Origin of the sequence: Pseudomonas sp., assembly GCF_028293835.1 — a bacterium.
Classification (GTDB): domain Bacteria; phylum Pseudomonadota; class Gammaproteobacteria; order Pseudomonadales; family Pseudomonadaceae; genus Aquipseudomonas.
Map to the genome: position 1 here is coordinate 71,164 of NZ_JAQGNX010000089.1, position 19,364 is coordinate 90,527.

17 protein-coding genes and 2 pseudogenes are annotated in these 19,364 nt (G+C 57.5%); 4 read left to right on the forward strand and 15 right to left on the reverse strand.

Annotated elements, in window-relative coordinates; genetic code table 11:
- Positions 1-41: 41 nt before the first annotated feature.
- Positions 42-1,085 (reverse strand): LLM class flavin-dependent oxidoreductase, encoded by a 1,044-nt coding sequence (locus JWR17_RS11845; RefSeq protein ID WP_299831575.1) that lies wholly within the window; start codon positions 1,083-1,085, stop codon positions 42-44.
- Between the two features lie 214 nt (positions 1,086-1,299).
- On the opposite strand from JWR17_RS11845, the gene JWR17_RS11850 reads away from it, so the two are divergent.
- On the forward strand, positions 1,300-3,246 hold the full coding sequence (locus tag JWR17_RS11850) for a methyl-accepting chemotaxis protein (RefSeq protein ID WP_299831578.1): 1,947 nt from the start codon (positions 1,300-1,302) through the stop codon (positions 3,244-3,246).
- A gap of 46 nt (positions 3,247-3,292) precedes the next feature.
- Here the strand turns inward: JWR17_RS11850 and JWR17_RS11855 are convergent, their stop codons facing one another.
- Positions 3,293-3,778 (reverse strand): flavin reductase family protein, encoded by a 486-nt coding sequence (locus JWR17_RS11855; protein ID WP_299831582.1) that lies wholly within the window; start codon positions 3,776-3,778, stop codon positions 3,293-3,295.
- A gap of 321 nt (positions 3,779-4,099) precedes the next feature.
- On the opposite strand from JWR17_RS11855, the gene JWR17_RS11860 reads away from it, so the two are divergent.
- On the forward strand, positions 4,100-5,506 hold the full coding sequence (locus JWR17_RS11860) for a cytosine permease (protein ID WP_299831585.1): 1,407 nt from the start codon (positions 4,100-4,102) through the stop codon (positions 5,504-5,506).
- 155 nt (positions 5,507-5,661) lie between these two features.
- Here JWR17_RS11860 and JWR17_RS11865 read toward each other — a convergent pair whose 3' ends face one another.
- The 5 genes and pseudogenes from JWR17_RS11865 to ribBA form a co-directional block, all read right to left on the reverse strand.
- Positions 5,662-6,816, reverse strand: a complete 1,155-nt coding sequence (locus JWR17_RS11865) for an ABC transporter ATP-binding protein (RefSeq protein WP_299831587.1) — start codon at positions 6,814-6,816, stop codon at positions 5,662-5,664.
- A 17-nt stretch (positions 6,817-6,833) separates the two neighbouring features.
- Positions 6,834-7,643 (reverse strand): annotated as a pseudogene (locus tag JWR17_RS11870) (ABC transporter permease).
- A gap of 6 nt (positions 7,644-7,649) precedes the next feature.
- Positions 7,650-8,594, reverse strand: coding sequence for an ABC transporter permease (locus JWR17_RS11875; RefSeq protein ID WP_299831591.1), 945 nt, complete (start codon positions 8,592-8,594; stop codon positions 7,650-7,652).
- On the reverse strand, positions 8,591-9,616 hold the full coding sequence (locus tag JWR17_RS11880) for an ABC transporter substrate-binding protein (RefSeq protein WP_299831594.1): 1,026 nt from the start codon (positions 9,614-9,616) through the stop codon (positions 8,591-8,593). Before JWR17_RS11880 ends, JWR17_RS11875 begins: the two co-directional genes overlap by 4 nt.
- A gap of 227 nt (positions 9,617-9,843) precedes the next feature.
- Positions 9,844-10,953 carry a bifunctional 3,4-dihydroxy-2-butanone-4-phosphate synthase/GTP cyclohydrolase II gene (gene ribBA, locus JWR17_RS11885; protein ID WP_299831597.1) on the reverse strand — a complete coding sequence of 370 codons (1,110 nt, stop codon included), beginning with the start codon at positions 10,951-10,953 and terminating at the stop codon, positions 9,844-9,846.
- Between the two features lie 70 nt (positions 10,954-11,023).
- Here ribBA and JWR17_RS11890 point away from each other — a divergent pair, with 70 nt between their 5' ends.
- Positions 11,024-11,320: a DUF1330 domain-containing protein gene (locus tag JWR17_RS11890; RefSeq protein WP_299831600.1), complete on the forward strand. Its 297-nt coding sequence runs from the start codon at positions 11,024-11,026 to the stop codon at positions 11,318-11,320.
- A 13-nt stretch (positions 11,321-11,333) separates the two neighbouring features.
- Here the strand turns inward: JWR17_RS11890 and JWR17_RS11895 are convergent, their stop codons facing one another.
- From JWR17_RS11895 to JWR17_RS11925, 7 genes and pseudogenes are all read right to left on the reverse strand, one after another.
- Entirely contained in the window at positions 11,334-11,897 is a 564-nt protein-coding gene (locus tag JWR17_RS11895; protein WP_299831603.1) for an NUDIX hydrolase, read from the reverse strand.
- Positions 11,898-11,899: 2 nt separating this feature from the next.
- Positions 11,900-12,652: a GntR family transcriptional regulator gene (locus JWR17_RS11900; RefSeq protein ID WP_299831606.1), complete on the reverse strand. Its 753-nt coding sequence runs from the start codon at positions 12,650-12,652 to the stop codon at positions 11,900-11,902.
- 90 nt (positions 12,653-12,742) lie between these two features.
- Positions 12,743-13,024: pseudogene (locus tag JWR17_RS11905) on the reverse strand (carboxymuconolactone decarboxylase family protein); the annotation flags it as partial.
- Positions 13,025-13,108: 84 nt separating this feature from the next.
- Entirely contained in the window at positions 13,109-13,594 is a 486-nt protein-coding gene (locus JWR17_RS11910) for a flavin reductase family protein (RefSeq protein ID WP_299831609.1), read from the reverse strand.
- A 12-nt stretch (positions 13,595-13,606) separates the two neighbouring features.
- Entirely contained in the window at positions 13,607-15,088 is a 1,482-nt protein-coding gene (locus JWR17_RS11915; RefSeq protein ID WP_299831612.1) for an aldehyde dehydrogenase, read from the reverse strand.
- Positions 15,085-15,918 carry an alpha/beta fold hydrolase gene (locus JWR17_RS11920; protein ID WP_299831615.1) on the reverse strand — a complete coding sequence of 278 codons (834 nt, stop codon included), beginning with the start codon at positions 15,916-15,918 and terminating at the stop codon, positions 15,085-15,087. The genes JWR17_RS11915 and JWR17_RS11920 overlap by 4 nt, the downstream gene beginning before the upstream one ends.
- Before the next feature lie 45 nt (positions 15,919-15,963).
- The gene (locus tag JWR17_RS11925; protein WP_297838321.1) at positions 15,964-16,554 is read right to left on the reverse strand and encodes an amino acid synthesis family protein; all 591 of its coding nucleotides are present in this window, start codon (positions 16,552-16,554) and stop codon (positions 15,964-15,966) included.
- 299 nt (positions 16,555-16,853) lie between these two features.
- Here JWR17_RS11925 and JWR17_RS11930 point away from each other — a divergent pair, with 299 nt between their 5' ends.
- Positions 16,854-17,045: a DUF2188 domain-containing protein gene (locus tag JWR17_RS11930; RefSeq protein ID WP_299831618.1), complete on the forward strand. Its 192-nt coding sequence runs from the start codon at positions 16,854-16,856 to the stop codon at positions 17,043-17,045.
- Between the two features lie 1,597 nt (positions 17,046-18,642).
- On the opposite strand, the gene JWR17_RS11935 is transcribed toward JWR17_RS11930, so the two are convergent.
- A complete protein-coding gene (locus tag JWR17_RS11935; RefSeq protein WP_299831621.1) occupies positions 18,643-19,299 on the reverse strand; it encodes a TetR/AcrR family transcriptional regulator in 657 nt (218 codons plus the stop codon).
- Between the last annotated feature and the right edge of the window lie 65 nt (positions 19,300-19,364).

Here is a 19,364-nt window from a genome sequence, read left to right on the forward strand (position 1 = left end):
TTGACCCCAAGGCTTCGCGTCCGAGGGGCAGGTCAGCGGGCTCAGCGAAACGCTGGCACCACCTGTTTGATAAACAGCTCCAGGGATTTTTTCTTCTCCGCGTGGGGCAGGCTGTTATCGCACCAGAAGCTGAACTCATCGACCCCCAGTTCCTGGTAGTACTTGATGCGCGGGATAATTTCTTGCGCGGTGCCGATCATCGCGCTCTTGTGGATGCTCTCCAGTTCGAACTCCGGTCGAGTGGCGAATTTTTCTTCAGGGCTCGGTGCCAGGAATCCGTTGACCGGTACCTCCTTGTTGCCGAACCAGGCATCGAACGTACGGTAGAAACGCGAGATTGCCTTGGCCCCGACTTTCCAGCCTTCAGGATCATCGACCTCGTGCACGTGGGTGTGACGCAGCACCATCAGTTGCGGGCGAGGCACGTCCGGGTTGTTATCGAGAGCGGCCTGGAACTTGTTCTTCAAATCCAGGACTTCTTCATCACCCTTCATCAGCGGCGTGACCATTACATTGCAGCCGTTGGCCACCGCAAAGTTGTGCGAATCCGGGTCGCGCGCGGCGATCCACATTGGTGGATTAGGCTTCTGGATCGGCTTTGGCACGCTGGTGGACGTCGGGAACTTCCAGATATCGCCATCGTGGGCGTAATCGCCTTTCCATAAGGCGCGCACCACTGGAACCATTTCCCGCAGTGCCTGGCCGCCGGACGACGCAGGCATACCGCCGGCCATGCGGTCGAATTCCACTTGATAGGCGCCGCGCGCCAGGCCGACTTCCATACGACCGTTACTAATCACATCCAGCAGCGCGCATTCGCCAGCGACCCGCAACGGGTGCCAGAACGGCGCGATGATGGTGCCGGCGCCGAGGTGAATGGTGCGGGTCCTGGCCGCCAGGTAAGCCAACAGCGGCATCGGGCTAGGCGAGATGGTGTATTCCATGGCGTGGTGTTCGCCGATCCAGACAGTGCTGAAACTACCGGCTTCGGCCATCAGGGTCAGTTCGGTCAAGTCTTCGAACAGTTGACGGTGGCTGACGCTTTCGTCCCAACGTTCCATGTGCACGAACAGGGAAAATTTCATGACGCTTACCTCGGATCTTTTGTTGTCGGCCGGTCGATTGCGGGCCTGTTGCCTGGAGTGAGCCCTGGGCGCTCCCGGGTGTTCTAGCCGGTTGAAGCACGTCGTTAAGAACGGCTATTCGGCTGATTGTATATTGGTATACCATAATATGGAATATCTGCAAAATATTTCTCTCCGACGGTAGCGTTCTCACCTTACAAGGAAGGCGAGCTAGATGAACATAAAACAAAAATTGATCCTGGCATTTGCGGTGATTGCCAGCCTCCCGGTCATTCTGGTGGCTGTGCTGATCATTCTCAATGTGCGCCACGAGGCGCGAGAAGCGTTTATCGACAGTAGTGGTCGGGAAATTCGGCAGGTCGAAAACGCCATGCAGTTGTTTTTTGAAGGCATCAGCCAGAACGTCGCTTACTTGGCTGACCACCCGCAACTGCAGGGCATTGATACCAGCCTCAAGCGATATCTGGCCAGTGATGCGGCTCAAGTTTCCATGGGCGAACAGGACCAACACCTGTTCCAGCTGTTCGCTGGCCTGGCCAAGAGTCATTCGGCCTATGCCTATCTTTCGCTCGGTACTGAAGAGGGTGGTTATGTGTTCTGGCCGGGCGATCCCAAGCTCGCCAGTTACGACCCGCGCACGCGCCCCTGGTACAAGGCTGCGATGGCTCAGCCGGGCAAAACCGTGCGGACCGACGCTTATTACTGGGCGGCTGATGACGTGGTGCTGGTCAGCACCGTTCAAAGTTTCAGCAATCGCCTGGGCACCAATGCCGGTGTGGTAAACATCGACGTGTCCCTCAAACAGCTGACCGATCTGGTGAAGCAGATCAAGCTCGGCGCCAGTGGTTACTTGATGTTGATGGAAGGTAACAACACCGTGCTGGTCGACCCGAAGGACCCGACCCACAACTTCAAAAAGCTCAGTGAACTGGGCGACGGTTATCGTCAGCTCGCCGCGGCGGGCAAAGGTCTGGTTGAAGTCGAGCTGGCGGGCGAGCGTTATATGGCTTTAGTCTGGCCCTCCGAGGCTTTGGGCTGGCGCTTTGTCGGCGTGGTCCGGGAAAGTGAAGTGATGGCCGGTGCCACTCGGCTGACCTGGATCATCGCGGTGGTTGCGCTGGTCTGTGCCGGACTTTTTGCCATGGCCGGGGCCTGGTTTGCCGGGTTGATCGTCAAACCGATTCGCGGTGTGGCCAGTGGGCTGGAAGACATTGCCCAGGGCGAGGGCGATTTGACCGCACGCCTGGCCGTACGCGGGCAGGATGAAACCGCGCAATTGGCGGGCTGGTTCAACCAGTTTCTTGAAGCGATTCGCACGCTGATCCAGCGCATTGGCCAGGCGGCGGGACAGATTCACAGCAGCTCCGGCAGTGCTACCGAGGTCTCGGTAGAAATGGCCGAAGCCGCCTCCCGCCAGCGTGAGGCGGTGGACATGGTGTCAACCGCGTTTCATGAAATGGTCGCCACCTCCAATGAAGTTGCGCGCTCCTGCAGCCAGGCCGCCGACTCGGCGGACAACGGTCAACGCCAGGCCCATACCGGGCAGCAGCAAATTGATGCGGCGGTGAGTAACGTCGACCGCCTGAGTCAGGAGATTAGCCACACTGCCGAGTCGATGCAGCAACTGGAGCAGGACAGCAATGACATCCAGTCGATACTCGGGACCATCCGTTCGATTGCCGAACAGACCAACCTGCTGGCCCTGAATGCCGCCATCGAAGCCGCGCGCGCCGGTGATCAAGGTCGCGGGTTTGCTGTCGTGGCCGATGAGGTGCGGGCGCTGGCCAAGCGCACCTCGGACTCCACCAGTGAGATCGATGCCTTACTTGGGAATCTGGCACGCCGGACCCATCAGATGGGCAAGCAAATGCATGCCAGTCTTGAGGTATCACAGGAGACGGTGGTGTCGATCAACGAGGCGCGGGCGAGCTTCGGGCTGATCCGCGAATCGGTGGACGTGATCCGCGATATGAATACGCAGATCGCCACCGCGGCGGAGGAGCAGCACCAGGTCGCCGAAGATATCAATCGGCACATCAGCCAGATTCACGGTGATGCGCAATTGGTCGCCAGCCTTGCGGATTCCACCCGTCAGGATGCAAAGAACCTGACAGCGTTGTCCGAGACGTTGAATCAGTTAGTCAGTCGTTTTAGAACGTAAGGCAGGAACGGCGGCGGAGTTTTTACACCGCTGCCGTTTGATTGAATCAGGCGAGAACGGGCAGGGCGCCCATCTTGCCGTGGCAATATACCAATGGCCCGGCGATCTGCCGGGGCACGATCAGGTTCTTCACCGCGCCGACCATGATTGCGTGATCGCCCCCTTCATACTCGCGCCACAACTCGCATTCGATGACCGCCGTGGCATTGGCCAGAATCGGGTTGCCCAACTCGCTAAGGGTCCACTCGATTCCTTGCGCCTTGTCTTTGCCTTTGCGCGCAAAGGCATAGGCCTCGTTTTGCTGGCCGCCGGAAAGTACATGAATGGCAAAGCGTTTGTTCTTGATCAATACCGGGTAGGAATCGGAGCTGTAGTTAGGGCAAAACAGTACCAGCGCCGGGTCCATAGATAGCGAGCTGAAGGCGCTGGCGGTCAGACCGACGATTTGCCCGTCGTCATCGAGCGTGGTGATCACGGTAACCCCGGACGGAAACGAACCCATCACTTGTTTGTAGATGGCGGCATCGATCATGGGACGGTCCCTCAGGTAGTGAAATAGTTTTTATGAGTTTATAGGTCTGATGGTATACCGTAATACATAGTTTGCAACGGCTTTCTCCACGGACCGACAAACGTGCACCTTTGGTCTTAAAGGCAATGATTGCTGGGCGTAAAGCTAGGCAGTGCGTGCAGTCATACGTCAGAATCCTGGATCAGATGAATACTTAAGACTGACCGGTCTTGTTTAAACGTTGGAATACCATAATATGGTACACATCTGTGGGATTGCCGAAGAGCACCCCCGGTTTGGCTTCATACAAATATAAGATCAGACAAACTCGAGTTCATGCACATGCCCCAGATGTCCCGGCAAGACCCCTTGATCGAGAACCACACGGTCGACTACGTCCCACTCGCGGAACGCCACGGGAAGGCCCGCGATCTATTCACGTTATGGTTCAGCACCAACATTGCGCCACTACCCATCGTCACCGGCGCCATGGTTGTACAAGTGTTCAATCTCAACCTGTTCTGGGGGCTGATTGCGATTGCTCTCGGGCATATGATCGGCGGTCTGGTGATTGCTCTGGCGTCGGCGCAAGGCCCGCGCATGGGCATTCCGCAGATGGTGCAGAGCCGTGGTCAATTCGGCCGCTATGGCGCATTGCTGATCGTATTCTTCGCGGCGATCATCTACATCGGATTTTTCATCTCCAACATCGTGTTGGCCGGCAAGTCGATTGTCGGCATTGTGCCATCGGTTCCGGTACCGGCCAGCATCCTGATGGGCGCCCTCAGCGCCACTGCAATCGGGGTCATCGGTTACCGCTTCATTCACACCCTCAACCGCATCGGGACCTGGGTCATGGGCAGCGCCTTGCTCGCCGGTTTCCTTTACATCTTTGCGCATGACCTGCCGGCGGACTTCTTCACGCGTGGTAATTTCAACCTGTCGGGATGGTTGGCGACGGTGTCGCTGGGGATCATCTGGCAAATCAGCTTTTCGCCTTACGTATCTGACTATTCGCGTTACCTGCCGGCAGATATCGGGATCGCCCGTCCATTCTTCGCCACCTACCTGGGCGCGACGCTGGGCACCATTTTGTCGTTTTCCTTCGGTGCGGTTGCGGTATTGGCAACCCCGGAGGGCACGGAAGCGATGGCCGCAGTGAAGCAATCCACCGGCTGGCTGGGACCGATCCTGATGGTGCTGTTTTTGCTCAACATCATCAGCCATAACGCCTTGAATCTGTATGGCGCGGTGTTATCGATCATCACCTCTATCCAGACCTTTGCCAGCCAGTGGACGCCGAGCATCAAGCTGCGCGTGGTGTTGTCGAGTGTGGTGTTGGCGGGGTGTTGCGTGGTGGCGCTCGGGGCTTCGGCAGACTTCGTCTCGCAGTTCATTGGGCTGATTCTGGCGCTGTTGCTGGTGTTGGTGCCTTGGGCTTCGATCAACTTGATCGACTTCTATCTGATCAAGCGCGGATGCTATGACATTGCCTCGATCTTTCGTGCGGATGGCGGAATTTATGGACGGTTCAATCTGCATGCAATCGTTGCGTATTTCATCGGGATTATTGTGCAACTGCCGTTTGCCAATACGTCGCTGTATGTCGGGCCGTATGCCAATCTGGTGGACGGTGCGGATCTGTCGTGGCTGGTGGGGTTGGTGGTAACTTGTCCTTTGTATTACTGCCTGGCGACGCGTGGGCAGGCGCAACAGAGCAGGGCTTCGCGACTTGATTATGCTGACTGATTGATAGCGCTTGTTTTAGTCTGGAATGCCCGGCTTATTGCCGGGCATTTTTGTTGGTGCGCCATGCAAACCAAAAAAAGCCGCCACAACTCAACGTTGCAGCGACCCGGAAAGTGACACGGTTTTACGGCCCACGAACATGGGCCTGCGAAGGATTAATGAGCGCCAGCAGCCTTGTTCAGATCACTATCAGCCCATTCGGTATACACACAGGCATCTGCCGTAGCCCAGCGCACGCGCACCGGATCACCGGTCTTGAGTGGCATCCCAGCGGCGGAGAGCGCCTTGACGGTCATCGAGGTATCACCGGAAGTTACCACGGCGCAGGTCTGGCTTTCACCGAGGAACAGCACTTCGCCGACGGTGGCCGAAACCTCGTTCCAGCCGGCCGCCAGGGGCTCCTGACCGGCTTGCGCAACACTCAGCGCCTGGGCTTTTTCCGGGCGCACCATCAGCAGTACATCCTGATCGGTTTGTAGGCCAGGGGTCAGACGAATCGACAGCGACTGCCCCTCAAACGTAGCGACCGCATTGCCCTGGGCCTTGAGCTTGAGGAAATTCGAGTTGCCAAGGAACGAAGCCACAAACGCATTCGGCGGGTTTTGATAAAGGTCATAACCGCTGCCCAAACCGACAATCTTGCCATGACTGAAAATCGCAATCCGCTGGGAAAGGCGCATGGCTTCTTCCTGGTCGTGGGTCACGTAGACGATGGTGATGCCCAGGCGTCGATGCAACTGGCGCAGTTCGTCCTGCAAATCTTCACGCAGTTTTTTGTCCAGTGCACCGAGCGGTTCGTCCATCAGCAGAATACGCGGCTCATAAACCAGCGCCCGAGCGATGGCGACGCGCTGTTGCTGACCACCGGAGAGTTGCGAAGGACGGCGATGGGCGAACTGTTCCAGTTGCACCAGTTTGAGCATGGCGTCGACACGGCGTTCGCGCTCAGCGCTGGCCAGTTTGCGAATAGCCAGCGGAAAGGCGATGTTGTCGCGCACCGATAGATGCGGGAACAGCGAGTAGCGCTGGAACACCATGCCGATATCGCGCTTGTGCGGCGGCACGTTGACCAGCGATTGACCATTGACCAGGATTTCGCCGCTGCTCGGGGTTTCAAAACCGGCGAGCATCGATAGCGTTGTGCTTTTACCGGAGCCACTGGAACCGAGAAAGGTCAGAAATTCACCCTCCTTGATGTCCAGCGAGATGTTGTCCACGGCGGCAAATTCGCCGTAGTACTTGTTCAGGTTGCGCAGGCTGACCAGGGGTTTGTCATTGTGTTGCGCGGGGTCTTTGATCACGGCACTCATTTCGTACTCCTAGGCGCTCAGGCGCTGATTGGGTTGCGCCGGCGAAGGGCGGCGGCGATCACCATGACCAGTACCGAGAGGCCGATCAGCAGCGTCGAGGCGACGGCGATCACTGGCGTCAGGTCCTGGCGCAGGGTGGTCCACATTTTTACTGGGAGCGTTTGCAGGGTCGGGCTGGCCATCATCACGCTCAGAACCACTTAATCCCAGGAAACCAGGAATGCAAACAGGGCGCCGGCGACCATGCCCGGTCGAATCGCCGGAAAGGTCACCTTGAACACGGCTTGCAAACGCGACGCGCCACAGATCACAGCGGCATCTTCGATCGACTGATCGAACAGTTTCACCGAGTTGATGATTGAGATAATGGTAAACGGCAAGGCAACAATGACGTGACTAACGACGAAAGCGAACATCGTCCCGGTGTAACCCAGTTTGAGAAATAGCGCATACACCGCCACTGCGATAATCACCAGCGGCACGATCATCGGCAAAGTGAACAGGCCGTAAAGCATTTCCCGTCCAGGGAAGCGCCCGCGCACCAGTGCGAAAGCGGTCGGTAGTCCAAGGGCTACGGAAAAAAACGTGGTCAGCACCGCGACCTTGAGGCTCGCCAGCGCGGCGTTCATCCAGTCGGGGTTGGAGAAGAACTGGCCGTACCATTTCAGCGTCCAGTCCGGCGGTGGGAACACCAGCCACTGGGAGGAGCCGAAGGACAGCAGCACGATGAACACGATCGGTAACAGCAGGAACAGAGCGATCAAACCAGTCGTGAAGTACATGCCGAAACGCATGCGTCGGCTCATTGCATTGGGGCTTAGCAGCATGACGGCTTACCTCGCGTTGCTGGCGCCAACCGGGGATTCCGGCTGGAGCTTCAGGTAGAAGTAGAACAACACCAGCGTAATGACGATCAGCAACGCGGCGCCGGCGCTCGCCAGGCCCCAGTTGAGGAACGACTGCACCTGTTGAATGATGAACTCGGGCAGCATCATGTTTTGCGCGCCGCCCAGCAACGCCGGGGTGACGTAGTACCCAAGAGACATCACGAACACCATCAAACCACCGGAGAACAATCCCGGCCGGCAGAGCGGCAGGAACACCCGGAAGAAGTTGGTCCCGGGGCTCGCGCCGCAGATCGACCCGGCTTGCAGGATCATCGGGTCGATGGCTTGCATGGTCGCCTGCAATGGCAGGACGATGAACGGGATCATGATGTAGCTCATGCCGATCACCACACCGGTGAGGTTGTGCACCATTTCCAGCGGCTGATCGATGATACCCATCGCCATCAATGCCTTGTTGATCACGCCGGAAGCTTGCAACAACACCAACCAGGAGTAGGTCCGCGCCAGGAGGCTGGTCCACATCGACAGCAGCACAATGCTAAGAATCCAGCGACCCCAGCCACGCGGTACAAGAGTGATCGCCCATGCCAGCGGAAAGCCCAGCACCAGGCTGAACAGGGTCACCAGACCGGCCACCGAAAAGGTGTTGAGCAACACGCGGGCATACGCCGAGTTGGCGAACAACTGCTCGTAGTTACCCAGCCCCGGTGTTGGTTCAAGCACGCCACGCAGCAATAGACCGATCAACGGCGCCAGAAAAAACAGGCCGAGGAATAGCAGCGCGGGGACCAGATTACCGGCACCACGCCAGCGCTGCGCCAGGGAGGGGGATTGGGTCACTACAGCCGCCTTGCCGGGAGCCGAACCGGCAGCGCCAGTGTCGCTCCCGGCCTGCGTGGATTGACGGGACGCGGTTGCCGTCATTTTCATTTGACTAGCCATTCGTTCCACCGTGTCGCGATGGCCGAACCGTTTTTGGCCCAGTACGCGAAATCAAGAGTGATCTGATCCTTGGCGTAGGCAGTCGGCAGATTAGGGGCCAACACCGAATCCAGGCGCGCCACGCTGTCGATGTTGACCGGCGCATAAGCGGTCATGTTGGAGAAATCCGCCTGGCCTTTAGCGCTGCTGGCATTGGCCAGGAACTTCATGGCCGCCGCCTTGTTTTTCGAACCTTTAGGAATGACCAGAATGTCGGCCATGACCAGGTTTTGTTTCCAGCTTACGCCAACTGGTGCGCCGTCTTCTTGCAGGGCGTGGATCCGGCCGTTCCAGAACTGCCCCATGCTCACTTCACCAGAGGCCAGCAGTTGTTGCGACTGGGCCCCACCGCCCCACCAGACAATGTCTTTCTTGATGGTGTCGAGTTTTTTGAAGGCGCGATCCAGGTCCAGCGGATAGAGCTTGTCGGCAGGTACGCCATCGGCCAGCAGGGCCAGTTCTAGTACGCCAGGGCTTGGCCATTTGTAGAGGGCGCGTTTGCCGGGGTATGTCTTGGTGTCGAACAGCGCGGACCAGTCCTGCGGTTTGCCGGTGCCGAGTTTGCTTTCGTTGTAACCGAAGACGAATGAGAAGTAGAACGAACCGACACCGTAGTCAGAGACAAATCGCGGGTCGATCTTATCGCGCTGGATGACCGTGAAATCGAGGGGTTCGAGCAAGCCTTCGGAGGCTGCGCGCAAAGCGAAGTCGGCCTCGACGTCGACCACATCCCACTGCACATTGCCGCTTTCGACCATGGCCTTTAGTTTGCCGTAGTCGGTCGGGCCATCCTGGACCACGGTGATGCCGCTGGCCTTGCTGAACGGATCGGCCCAGGCCTGCTTCTGCGCATCCTGGGTGCTACCGCCCCAGCTGACGAAGTTGACGCTTTCAGCCGCCATCAACGCCTGGCTGGTCGCGCTCAGCAGTCCCGCAAAAATTACCGCGGTTGCACGTTTGTTCAACACCATTTTCACGCCCTCATTGTTGTGTTTATGAGCGGGGCTTTAAGTGCCCGCCTGTCGGGAGCAGTAGGTCCGTTTGGCCAGTAAGGCGGTCGGGTCTATGGAATATCATATTATGGTATTCCAAACTTTGTGCAAGCACTTTGCCTTACCGACTATCAGCCAAAAGAGCAATTTTTGATCCCCCAGACCGCCGGGTGGCGGCCTGAGTGAGTAGGGCGACAGGCCCGGATTCATTCGGTGAAAGCGATGCTCTCTACCACTTCGAGGCTGTAGCCAGTCAACCCGGCATATTTCAGCGGTGGGCCGAGATGACGCAGCTTGCCTACGCCAACGTCTTGAAGAATCTGTGCACCTGCTCCCACTTCAGAGTAGATGCGCGATTGCGAGCGACTGAACTGGCGAGGCGGCTGGGTCAACTGAGGCACTCGCTCGAGCAGCGCCTGCGATGACTCATGGTTGGCCAATACCACCACAACGCCGCAACCCTCCATGGCCACGCGTTGCAGCGCTGCCCACAATGTCCAGTTGGAAGGGCCGTTGTATTCGGCGCCCACCAGATCACGCAGCGGATCGATCACGTGCACGCGCACCAGCGTCGGTTCGTCCCGTTGCGGCTGGCCCATGACCATTGCCATATGAACACCGCCCTCGATACGGTCCTCGAAAGTGATCAGTCGGAAGGTGCCGTGCACCGTCGGCAATTCTCGTTCACCGATACGCACGACGGTGTGTTCGGTGCTGAGGCGGTAGTGAATAAGATCGGCGATGGTGCCGATCTTGATCCCGTGCTTGCGCGCGAACACTTCCAGATCCGGTCGGCGGGCCATGGTGCCGTTGTCATTCATCACCTCGACGATCACTGAGGCCGGTGTGAAGCCGGCCAGGCGTGCAAGGTCGCATCCGGCTTCGGTATGACCGGCGCGGGTCAGTACGCCGCCTTCCTTGGCGCGCAACGGAAAGATATGGCCGGGTTGCACAAGGTCGGCAGGGCCGGCCTCGATGGCGACAGCGGCCGCAACGGTGCGCGCCCGGTCGGCAGCGGAGATGCCGGTGGTTACGCCAGTGGCGGCCTCGATGGACACGGTAAACGCGGTGCTGAAGACGCTGCCGTTGCTCGGCACCATCTGCTCCAGCCCGAGGCGTTGGCAGTGGTCGTAGGTCAAGGTCAGGCAGATCAGGCCGCGGGCTTCCCGGGCCATGAAGCTGATAGCTTCGGCGGTGCAGCAGTCGGCGGCCAGCAGCAGGTCGCCTTCGTTTTCCCGGTCCTCGTCGTCAACCAGGAGCACCATTTTGCCGAGTCGGTAGTCTTCGATGATTTCTGCGATGCTGTTGAAGGCCATGCTGGATTCTCAGTGTTTGATGGAAATACTATGTGGTATACCATAATACAAAATAAACAGAGAGGTCACTATGAAGGCGTACTGGATTGCTCATGTAGATGTCACCGATCCCGACCAATACAGCCAATACACCCAGCGCGCCCCAGCCGCTTTTGCGTTGTATGGCGGGCGGCTGTTGGCCCGGGGTGGGCGCAGCGAAGCGCTGGAAGGTGGGGCCACGGCGCAGCGCAATGTGGTCATCGAGTTCGACTCGTATGAGCAAGCGCTGGCCTGCTACCGGTCGGAGGAATATCAGGGGGCGAAACGGCACCGGGAGGGAGTGGCCCAGGCCGAGATCATCATCGTCGAGGGTGTGGCGCCGTTGTGATTATGCAAGGCTGCTAGCGGATGAAATGGATCTTGCCGGTATCGTCGTTGCCAATGTAGATACCGTAAACCCCGGCCTGGCGTTCCTCGATATAGCGTTCGAGGATCTGCCGAATCGCCGGGTAGTAAATGCTGTCCCAGGGAATGTCTTCGGGCGCGAAGAATCTGTAGTCGAGAGTTTCCGGGCCGTACTGGCCGGTGATCTCCAGGGCGATGGCGCGGAAGATGATGTACACCTCGCTGATTTTCGGCACGCTGAAGATCGAGTAAGGCGAAAGAATCTCCGCGCGCACGCCGCTCTCTTCCCAGACCTCACGCAACGCCGCCTGTTCGGTGGTCTCGCCGCCTTCCATGAAGCCCGCCGGCAGCGTCCATGTGCCGGGGCGCGGGGGGATGGCGCGCTGGCACAGCAAGTACTTGTCATCTTGCTCGATGATGCAACCGGCAATGATTTTCGGGTTGATGTAGTGGATGTAGCCGCAACCGCGGCACATCAGGCGCTCGTGCGTATCGCCCGGTGGTAGCTGATGACCGAGATCATTGCTGCCGCACTTTGGACAAAAGCTCGGGCTGAACATTTTCAATGACCTATGCGCGGTTCTTTAAGCGCGATCGGCAGGGTGATTTGCGGGATCACGCCCGTTTCTTCCTGTTTGCGCTTGAGGTATTCCAGAGCGACCGCCGCCGCCGCGCGCACATGTTCGACGCAGGCCTGGTGCGCCGCGAGAGGATCTCCGCTCTTGATCGCGTCGACGATCCGTTCCATTTCCTGATTGCTCGCGCCGCGACGGTTCTCCTGAGACACCGAGGTCGCGCGCAAGTAGCTGATTCGCGCTTGTAACTGGCGCAGTTGCAGGGCCGCTACATGGTTGCCGGAGCCTTCGAGCAGCACGTCATAAAACCCTTGGACCGAGTCGATGACCTGTTGCAGCTCACCGTCCTTGAGGGCCTTGCGGTTGTTCTCGAGGGCTTTTTCCAGGGCCTTGATGTCTTTGGCCTTGGCGCGCAGGGTGAACAGCTGGACGATCAAGCCTTCGAGCACACAGCGCAATTCATAAATATCCCCGGCATCAGCCAGGGTAATGATTGCCACCCTCGGGCCCTTGGCGTCGGCAAACTCCACCAGGCCTTCGGATTCGAGGTGACGCAAGGCTTCGCGTACGGATGTGCGACTGACGCCCAGGCGATCGCAAAGATCGCGCTCGACCAGACGGTCTCCCGGCAGAAGCTGGAAGTTCATGATGGCGCTTCGCAGTTTATCCAGCACTATTTCGCGCAGGGTAACGGGGTTGCGATTGACCTTGAAGCTGTCGTCGAGTGGCAGGCGTTTCATGGGGTCCGCTCTGAATGTGGCTGTCCATGCAAAAAGAGCACTTCGATCATTACGACCATCGATGCTCCGGTCAGATCAAACAGCCAAGGGTTAACTGGAGGCCTCGGCATCGGCTTCGGTGAACGCTTCACGGGCGAGCCGGAAACTATCTACGGCAGCGGGGACACCGCAATAAATACCGACCTGAAGCAGAGTTTCGCTTATTTGTTCACGACTCAGCCCGTTACGCAAGGCACCGCGTACATGCACCTTGAGTTCGTGCGGCCGATTGAGGGCCGAAATCATGGGCAAGTTTATCATGCTGCGTTCTTTAAGCGACAAGCCCTCACGGCCGTGGCCCCAGCAGTCTTCCATTTCCTGAAGCGGCCGGGTGCGGTGGCGGCAAGGTTCGGCACCTGGCTCCTGAAATTATAAAGGGGCCCCACGGATGACATTGCGCGGCCCGAAAGAAAAACGTCAGGCCAGGGTGGGTAGGGGGCCCAGCTTGCCTTTGTGGTAGACCATCGGCGTGACCGGCTGGGCGGGCAGAATCAGGTTCTTCACCGCGCCGACGATGATTGCGTGGTCACCACCGTCGTATTCGCGCCATAGTTCGCACTCGATGATCGCCGTGGCTTTACCCAGCAATGGATTGCCCAAGGCACTCAAGTGCCATTCGATACCCTTGGCCTTTTCTTTGCCCTTGCTGGCAAACGCGTAGGCTTCGGCGGTCTGGTCAGCGGACAGCAAGTGAATCGCGAACTGCTTGCTGTCGCGCAGGATCGGGTACGTGTCAGAGGCGTAGTTTGGGCAGAACAGCACCAGTGCCGGATCAATCGACAGTGCGCTGAAAGCGCTGGCGGTAATGCCGACGATGCCGCCTTCCGGGTCCAGGGTGGTGACCACCGTGACCCCGGAAGGAAACGAGCTCATGACGTCTTTGTAAATGCCGGGTTCGATCATGTAGGTGGTCTCTTAACGCATCACGAAGGGATCAGGCATCGGTGCCTGGGAGAGGTTGATCCACACTGTTTTGAGCTCCGTGTAGGCCAGCACCGAATCGATGCCACTCTCGCGTCCATAACCGCTATTCTTGAAGCCGCCGATTGGCGCCATGGCCGATACGGCGCGGTAGGTATTGACCCAAATGATCCCGGAGCGCACGTCCCGGGCGAGGCGGTGGGCACGCCCCAGGTCACGGGTCCAAATGCCGGCAGCGAGACCAAATTGCGAGTCGTTGGCAATCGCCAGAGCCTGGGCTTCATCCTTGAAACGGATGACCGAGGCTACTGGACCGAACACTTCTTCCTGCATGATCTTCATCGAATTGCTGTCGCATTCGAACAAGGTCGGCTCGTAAAACCAGCCTTCGCCCAGATTCTGCGGACGCTTGCCGCCCAGACGCAGATGTGCGCCTTCGGCGATAGCATCAGCGACAAGGCCTTCGACCACCGCCAGTTGCTGCGCAGTGGCCATGGGGCCCATTTCGCTAGTGTCGTCCTGCGGATTACCGATGCGGATACGTTTGGCTCGTTCGACCAGACGCTCGACGAACTCATCGTAAATTTCGTCTTGCACCAGCAGCCGCGAACCGGAGACACAGCTTTGGCCGGAGGCGGCGTAGATCCCGGCGATGGCGCCATTGATCGCGCTGTCGAGGTCTGCGTCGGCAAAAATGATGTTCGGTGATTTGCCCCCTAGTTCCAGGGACAGCTTTGCAAAGTTTTCGGCACTGCTGCGCACCACATGTCGTGCTGTGGCGGCACCGCCGGTGAAGGCAATTTTGCGGACCAGTGGATGACGGGTGAGGGCGGCGCCGGTGCTTGGGCCGTAACCGGTGACAACGTTGACCACGCCCGGCGGAATGCCGGCTTCCAGCGCCAGGCGGGCGAGCTCGAGAATGGTCGCCGAGGCGTGCTCCGAAGGTTTGATTACGATGGTGTTACCCGCGGCCAGCGCCGGGGCCAGTTTGATTGCGGTCAGGTACAGCGGGCTGTTCCAGGGAATGATCGCGGCGACTACGCCCATCGCTTCGTGCACCGTGTAGGCAAACAGATCAGGCTTGTCCAGCGGCAGCGTGCCGCCTTCGAGCTTGTCCGCCAGGCCGGCGGTGTAGTGGAAGAACTCCGGCAGGTAGCTGACCTGGCCACGGGTTTCGCGAATCAGCTTGCCGTTGTCGCGGCTTTCCAGCTGCGCCAGATGTTCTTTGTTGTCAGCGATCAGATCACCCAGACGACGCAGCAGTTTGCCGCGAGCAGTGGCGGTCAGGCAGCGCCAGGCCGGACTTTCAAAGGCAGTCTGCGCAGCCTGGACAGCGCGTTCGACGTCGGCTTCATCGGCGTCGGGCAATTGCGCCCAGGCCTGGGCCAGCGCCGGGTTAAGGCTTTCAAAGGTCTTGCCGGACAGGGCATCGACCCATTCACCGCCGATGCACATCTGGTAGCGTGCGAGTGTCATGCAACGATCCCCTTTATAAAGTTTTGTCGGGAGTGCACTGTGTCGAGAAACTCCAGCAACAGCTGGTTGACCAGGCGCGGTGATTCTACAGGCATCATATGCCGCTGCTCGGCGAGCACGGCAACTGTCGCGCCGGGAATTCGCTCAGCCAATTGCATGGCCATTTGCGGTGTCGAGCCCGGATCCAGTTCGCCGGTGGCGATCAGTGTCGGCACTTGAATACTGGCCAAATCTTCGGCGCGGTACATGTCCTGGGTCGCGAACAGCTCATAGGTGGTCAGGTAACCCTGAGGGTCATTGTTGGCCAAGGTCTGGCGCAAGGCTGCAATCTGCGCCGGATTGGCTGCCTGGTATTCGCGGCTGAACCAGCGCGACAGTGCAGCTTCGGCATTGGCATCCGGTCCGTGCTCGGCCGCCTGACTGGTGCGGGCGATGACACTGGCGCGCTGTTCGGCGCTGCGATTGAACACGCTGTTGAGCACCACCATGCCTTGCAGGCGTTGCGGGTAATGCAAGGCAAAAGCCCGTGCTACCAGCCCACCCATCGAAAAACCGATTACCGTCGCCTGCGGCAATTGCAGGTGGTCGAGCAGCTCCAGTAACTGGTCGGCATAGCCAAGCAGGGGAGTACCGCTTTGTGGGCGTGGGCTGGCGCCATGGCCGAGCATGTCGTAGGCAATCACACGGTATTTCGTGGCCAGGCCAACGACTTGGCCGCCCCACATTTCTTTGTTCAGGCCCACGCCGTGGATCAAGACCACGGGCTGGCCTTGGCCGGTCGCCAGATAACTGGTGCCAGCCGGGGTGCGTTCAGCGGTGAGCCGAATCATGGAGCGCTCCTGCATGCCTTTTTGTTGTAGTTGCTCTCACCGGAGTTACTGGGCTTTTTCGGCAGCCAGTTCTTCCAGGTCGATGTAACGGTTGCCAATGCGTGGGTGCAGGCGGCCGCCATCGGCGCAACCCAGGACCACGACGATTTCGTCGGCACGTGGTGCATCTTCGATCTTCATTTCCAACGTAATGTAGTGCGAACGCAGACCTTCATCGTCCTTGTGCATCATCGGAATCTGGATCGAGGTGCCTGGACCGCCACGCTTGTTGGTAAAGCTCAGGTAGCTCTTGGCTTTAACCGCTTCGCGGTAATGATTGCCAAAACGCAGAGTGTGGATAACGGCGGAGGCGTGCTCGATTTCACCATCGGCGCCTACGACGGCCGCTTTACCGTAAGCCTCGATCTTCTCGGCACCGCCGATGATGCTCAGCAGACGTTCAACCATCAGTGCACCGAGGTCGGAGCAGTTGGCGCGAATTTGTGGCTTCAGGTCTTCGACAAAGCCGTTGCCCAGCCAAGGGTTCTTCATCACTACGGCGAGACCGACCATGGTTACAGGTGTATCGGTGGCCTTGCCGCCTTCGATAAACGTTTCTTCGACGTAGCTGACGATCTTGCGGATTTCGAAACTCATGAGCTGCTCCGTATAGGATAAAAAGAGGTTTGTGCGTCTGATGGTATACCATAATACCGGTTGCGCAAGTCCCATACATGAGTTTGTGTTCGAACAGTCGATAAATGGCCTGTACCACGTCTTGGTGGCAATAAAGGCATCTGCGTTCTGGGCGCCGTTGTGGTTGTCTCGCTGAAAAAGTCGATGACACGTTTCGCGAATCTGAAAATTGTATAGCGATATGCGGTAGGCACAGACACGGGAAGTGAGTGTAAGGTGGACAGAGCAACCCTAGATTATCTCTCCAAAAGGAGGCGACTATGAGTGCTCCAATCCTTACCAAAATGCACATCAATGGCTATGACGTGCTTAGTGTGAATAGCGGCCCGTGGAAAGTCTGCACAAAGACTGACCGGCTTGGCTCCTTCGGTTCCCGGGAGGAGGCTCTGGCTTTTGCTGCTTCCTTGCCTGGCTACAAGCCAAGATCAGTCCCGTCTTCCGATACCAAGTAGTCAGATCGATTTTTTTGCCTCGGTCCAGAGAGGGCACTGGATCGAAATCTGGCTGCATAATTGTGCGGCCAGATTCGGACAGTTGAGGGCCCACGAAGCAGCAACCATGTGCAAGTCACCATCGAAAGCTACCGTAAACGTACGAGGCTAAGGGCTTCAAGATAAGTGGGGTCGAAACTGGCAATCGCCGTGCGAGGGGGAAAGCTTGGAGTACTCGAGGTGATACCGTGGTGCCTTTTAGAGTTTTCTGCTTTCAGGCTTCAGAAAACCATTTTCCGTCCTTTATAAGTTCCCACCTGTTTAGCATGTGTCACGGATAACAAATTGTGAGACGGGATCAAGCGCCTGATTTACTTGATTTTTATTTTTGTTTGTAGCGTTGATAGGTAGAATTAGTTTTTTCTCATGATTAATGTCATTTTTGACTGTTTTCTCATGATTAAATAATTGGATGTTGCGGTGTGTGCTGGCAAATAGCTAAGCCAGACTGGCCTTACGGGCCGCTAGCCCCAAGGCTAGGGTTAGTATGTCAGGGGTAGAATAGCTAATGTTACTTTCGAGTTGGTTTGCTGTGCTAGCTTCGAATCGATCTTAAACAGCCTACCTGGTGAACAAAATTTGCTGCTGCATATATTATACTTTTTTCATAAAAAAATCTTCTACTACCTAAGGGTATGAAAATTATCGAAAACAACGTCGGAATATCATTTGATATCACATTATTAAATAAAATTTCCGCTCCTACATTACGATCCAATCTCCGCTCGGGACATTTAGGTGTTTATCGCTAAAGTGTAATTTCTCGTGCAGGGAAAGGACCATGAAAACAATATCGCTACAGCTTGGTAGGCGTGTGCTCGCAAATGACAGCGTCGTCGAGATACTGTGGATACCTTCATTATCTAAAATCTTGGTTCGCCACCTTGGGTCAGGGAAAATCTCCACTGTAAGCCAGGGCTCAGTCAGAGCAGAAATAATGCCTGGAAGAGAAGTCAATGCGGGAGATTGAAGAGTTTGACTTTCGTGATCTTGTTGGCGATGTCACTGCGTTGGATATGGAGAATGCTCAATGGGCCCGATTATCATTTACACCATACGATCCGTGCATGCAGTGCCAGCAGAACTCATTAGCATCGCGCGACCAGTTCAACGTTCCGGTGGTTGGGTTATCGTATACTGCCGCTTCCGCCAGACCATCTGATCCAATAACGCAGTTCATGGCCCATCACGCCAAGATGATTTAGAAACTATCTATCCGAATTCCACTCAGCGATTACCTCAAATACCTGCTTCTGCCGCAGAGTAAGAGCGATCTCAAACCCAAGTTCTCCTCTATCAGCGTCAAAGCTTTCGATATGTCGTGCCCATAGTTAGAGCGCTGACACGGTCAAGGGTAAGGATGCCTTTCAGGTATTTCTCTAGCGCCTGCTCCGCTGACCACAAAAACTGAGGAACGAATCGATGTCTAGGTGCTAGGCGAGCGGCAACGTAATCCCCACCACCTATATCCCTCAGGCCACGGATTATTGCGAAATCGGTCTTAGCATGTGCAACAACGGGAAAGAACTGGCATTGGCGGTCATGCGGGTTTTGGCGGCTAACCCCCCGTCCGCGTTTCCACACCCAATCCTCGCAGCAGCAGGTCGGTCAGGAACTGCGCGTACTGCTGCGCCAATGCCTCATCGGTGCTATTCGCAAACAGCACATCGAACAGCGGCTGGGCCGTGGCAAAAAAGGTACAAGCGCCCAGCAGCGCCACGTGCAGCATTCGCGGATCGATTTCGGGCAACCCAGGCCTGGCTGGCCGCGCGTGCAAGAGCGCCTCGCTCAAGCCCACGCCGCGTTGCGCGATGGTGTCGAGCACCGCGGCGGTCTGGGGGTCTTTGCCCTGGTAGATTTCGCGCAGTACCAACTGCATGAAGTGTGGATTCTGCTGGCCGATATCGATGATCAAGCGAATACGCCTGTAGAGCATTTTCTCGATGTCCTGCCCATCGCTCTGCGCCTGGCTGCCCAGTTGTGTCACGTCCAATAGTTGCAAGGTTGCCGCACGCAACAAGCCGTCCTTGCCACCGAAGTAATAGCGAATCAGGGCTGGGTCGACGTTCACCAGTCGGGCGATGTCCAGCAGCGTGAGGTCGGTAGGCGCGCAGGTGCGCAGCAAACTCAAGGTGGCTTCGATCAAGCCTTCCCGGCCAATGGCTGCCTTTTGCTCTGGGCGCCCGCGTTTATTCTTTTTAGATGAAATGTCCATAGGCTGGGATCATAACTCGGCACAGGGCTATTGCTAGTAGCTGGTAGCTGGTAGCTGGTAGCTGG

Coding starts and splice junctions, on each gene's coding strand:
- JWR17_RS11910 (WP_299831609.1), bottom strand. CDS start 13,594: ATGATCGAACCCGGCATTTACAAAGACGTCATGAGCTCGTTTCCTTCC.
- JWR17_RS11845 (WP_299831575.1), bottom strand. CDS start 1,085: ATGAAATTTTCCCTGTTCGTGCACATGGAACGTTGGGACGAAAGCGTC.
- JWR17_RS11915 (WP_299831612.1), bottom strand. CDS start 15,088: ATGACACTCGCACGCTACCAGATGTGCATCGGCGGTGAATGGGTCGAT.
- JWR17_RS11920 (WP_299831615.1), bottom strand. CDS start 15,918: ATGATTCGGCTCACCGCTGAACGCACCCCGGCTGGCACCAGTTATCTG.
- JWR17_RS11865 (WP_299831587.1), bottom strand. CDS start 6,816: ATGAGTGCCGTGATCAAAGACCCCGCGCAACACAATGACAAACCCCTG.
- ribBA (WP_299831597.1), bottom strand. CDS start 10,953: ATGGCCTTCAACAGCATCGCAGAAATCATCGAAGACTACCGACTCGGC.
- JWR17_RS11930 (WP_299831618.1), top strand. CDS start 16,854: ATGAGTGCTCCAATCCTTACCAAAATGCACATCAATGGCTATGACGTG.
- JWR17_RS11900 (WP_299831606.1), bottom strand. CDS start 12,652: ATGAAACGCCTGCCACTCGACGACAGCTTCAAGGTCAATCGCAACCCC.
- JWR17_RS11890 (WP_299831600.1), top strand. CDS start 11,024: ATGAAGGCGTACTGGATTGCTCATGTAGATGTCACCGATCCCGACCAA.
- JWR17_RS11925 (WP_297838321.1), bottom strand. CDS start 16,554: ATGAGTTTCGAAATCCGCAAGATCGTCAGCTACGTCGAAGAAACGTTT.
- JWR17_RS11880 (WP_299831594.1), bottom strand. CDS start 9,616: ATGGTGTTGAACAAACGTGCAACCGCGGTAATTTTTGCGGGACTGCTG.
- JWR17_RS11895 (WP_299831603.1), bottom strand. CDS start 11,897: ATGTTCAGCCCGAGCTTTTGTCCAAAGTGCGGCAGCAATGATCTCGGT.
- JWR17_RS11935 (WP_299831621.1), bottom strand. CDS start 19,299: ATGGACATTTCATCTAAAAAGAATAAACGCGGGCGCCCAGAGCAAAAG.
- JWR17_RS11850 (WP_299831578.1), top strand. CDS start 1,300: ATGAACATAAAACAAAAATTGATCCTGGCATTTGCGGTGATTGCCAGC.
- JWR17_RS11860 (WP_299831585.1), top strand. CDS start 4,100: ATGCCCCAGATGTCCCGGCAAGACCCCTTGATCGAGAACCACACGGTC.
- JWR17_RS11875 (WP_299831591.1), bottom strand. CDS start 8,594: ATGAAAATGACGGCAACCGCGTCCCGTCAATCCACGCAGGCCGGGAGC.
- JWR17_RS11855 (WP_299831582.1), bottom strand. CDS start 3,778: ATGATCGATGCCGCCATCTACAAACAAGTGATGGGTTCGTTTCCGTCC.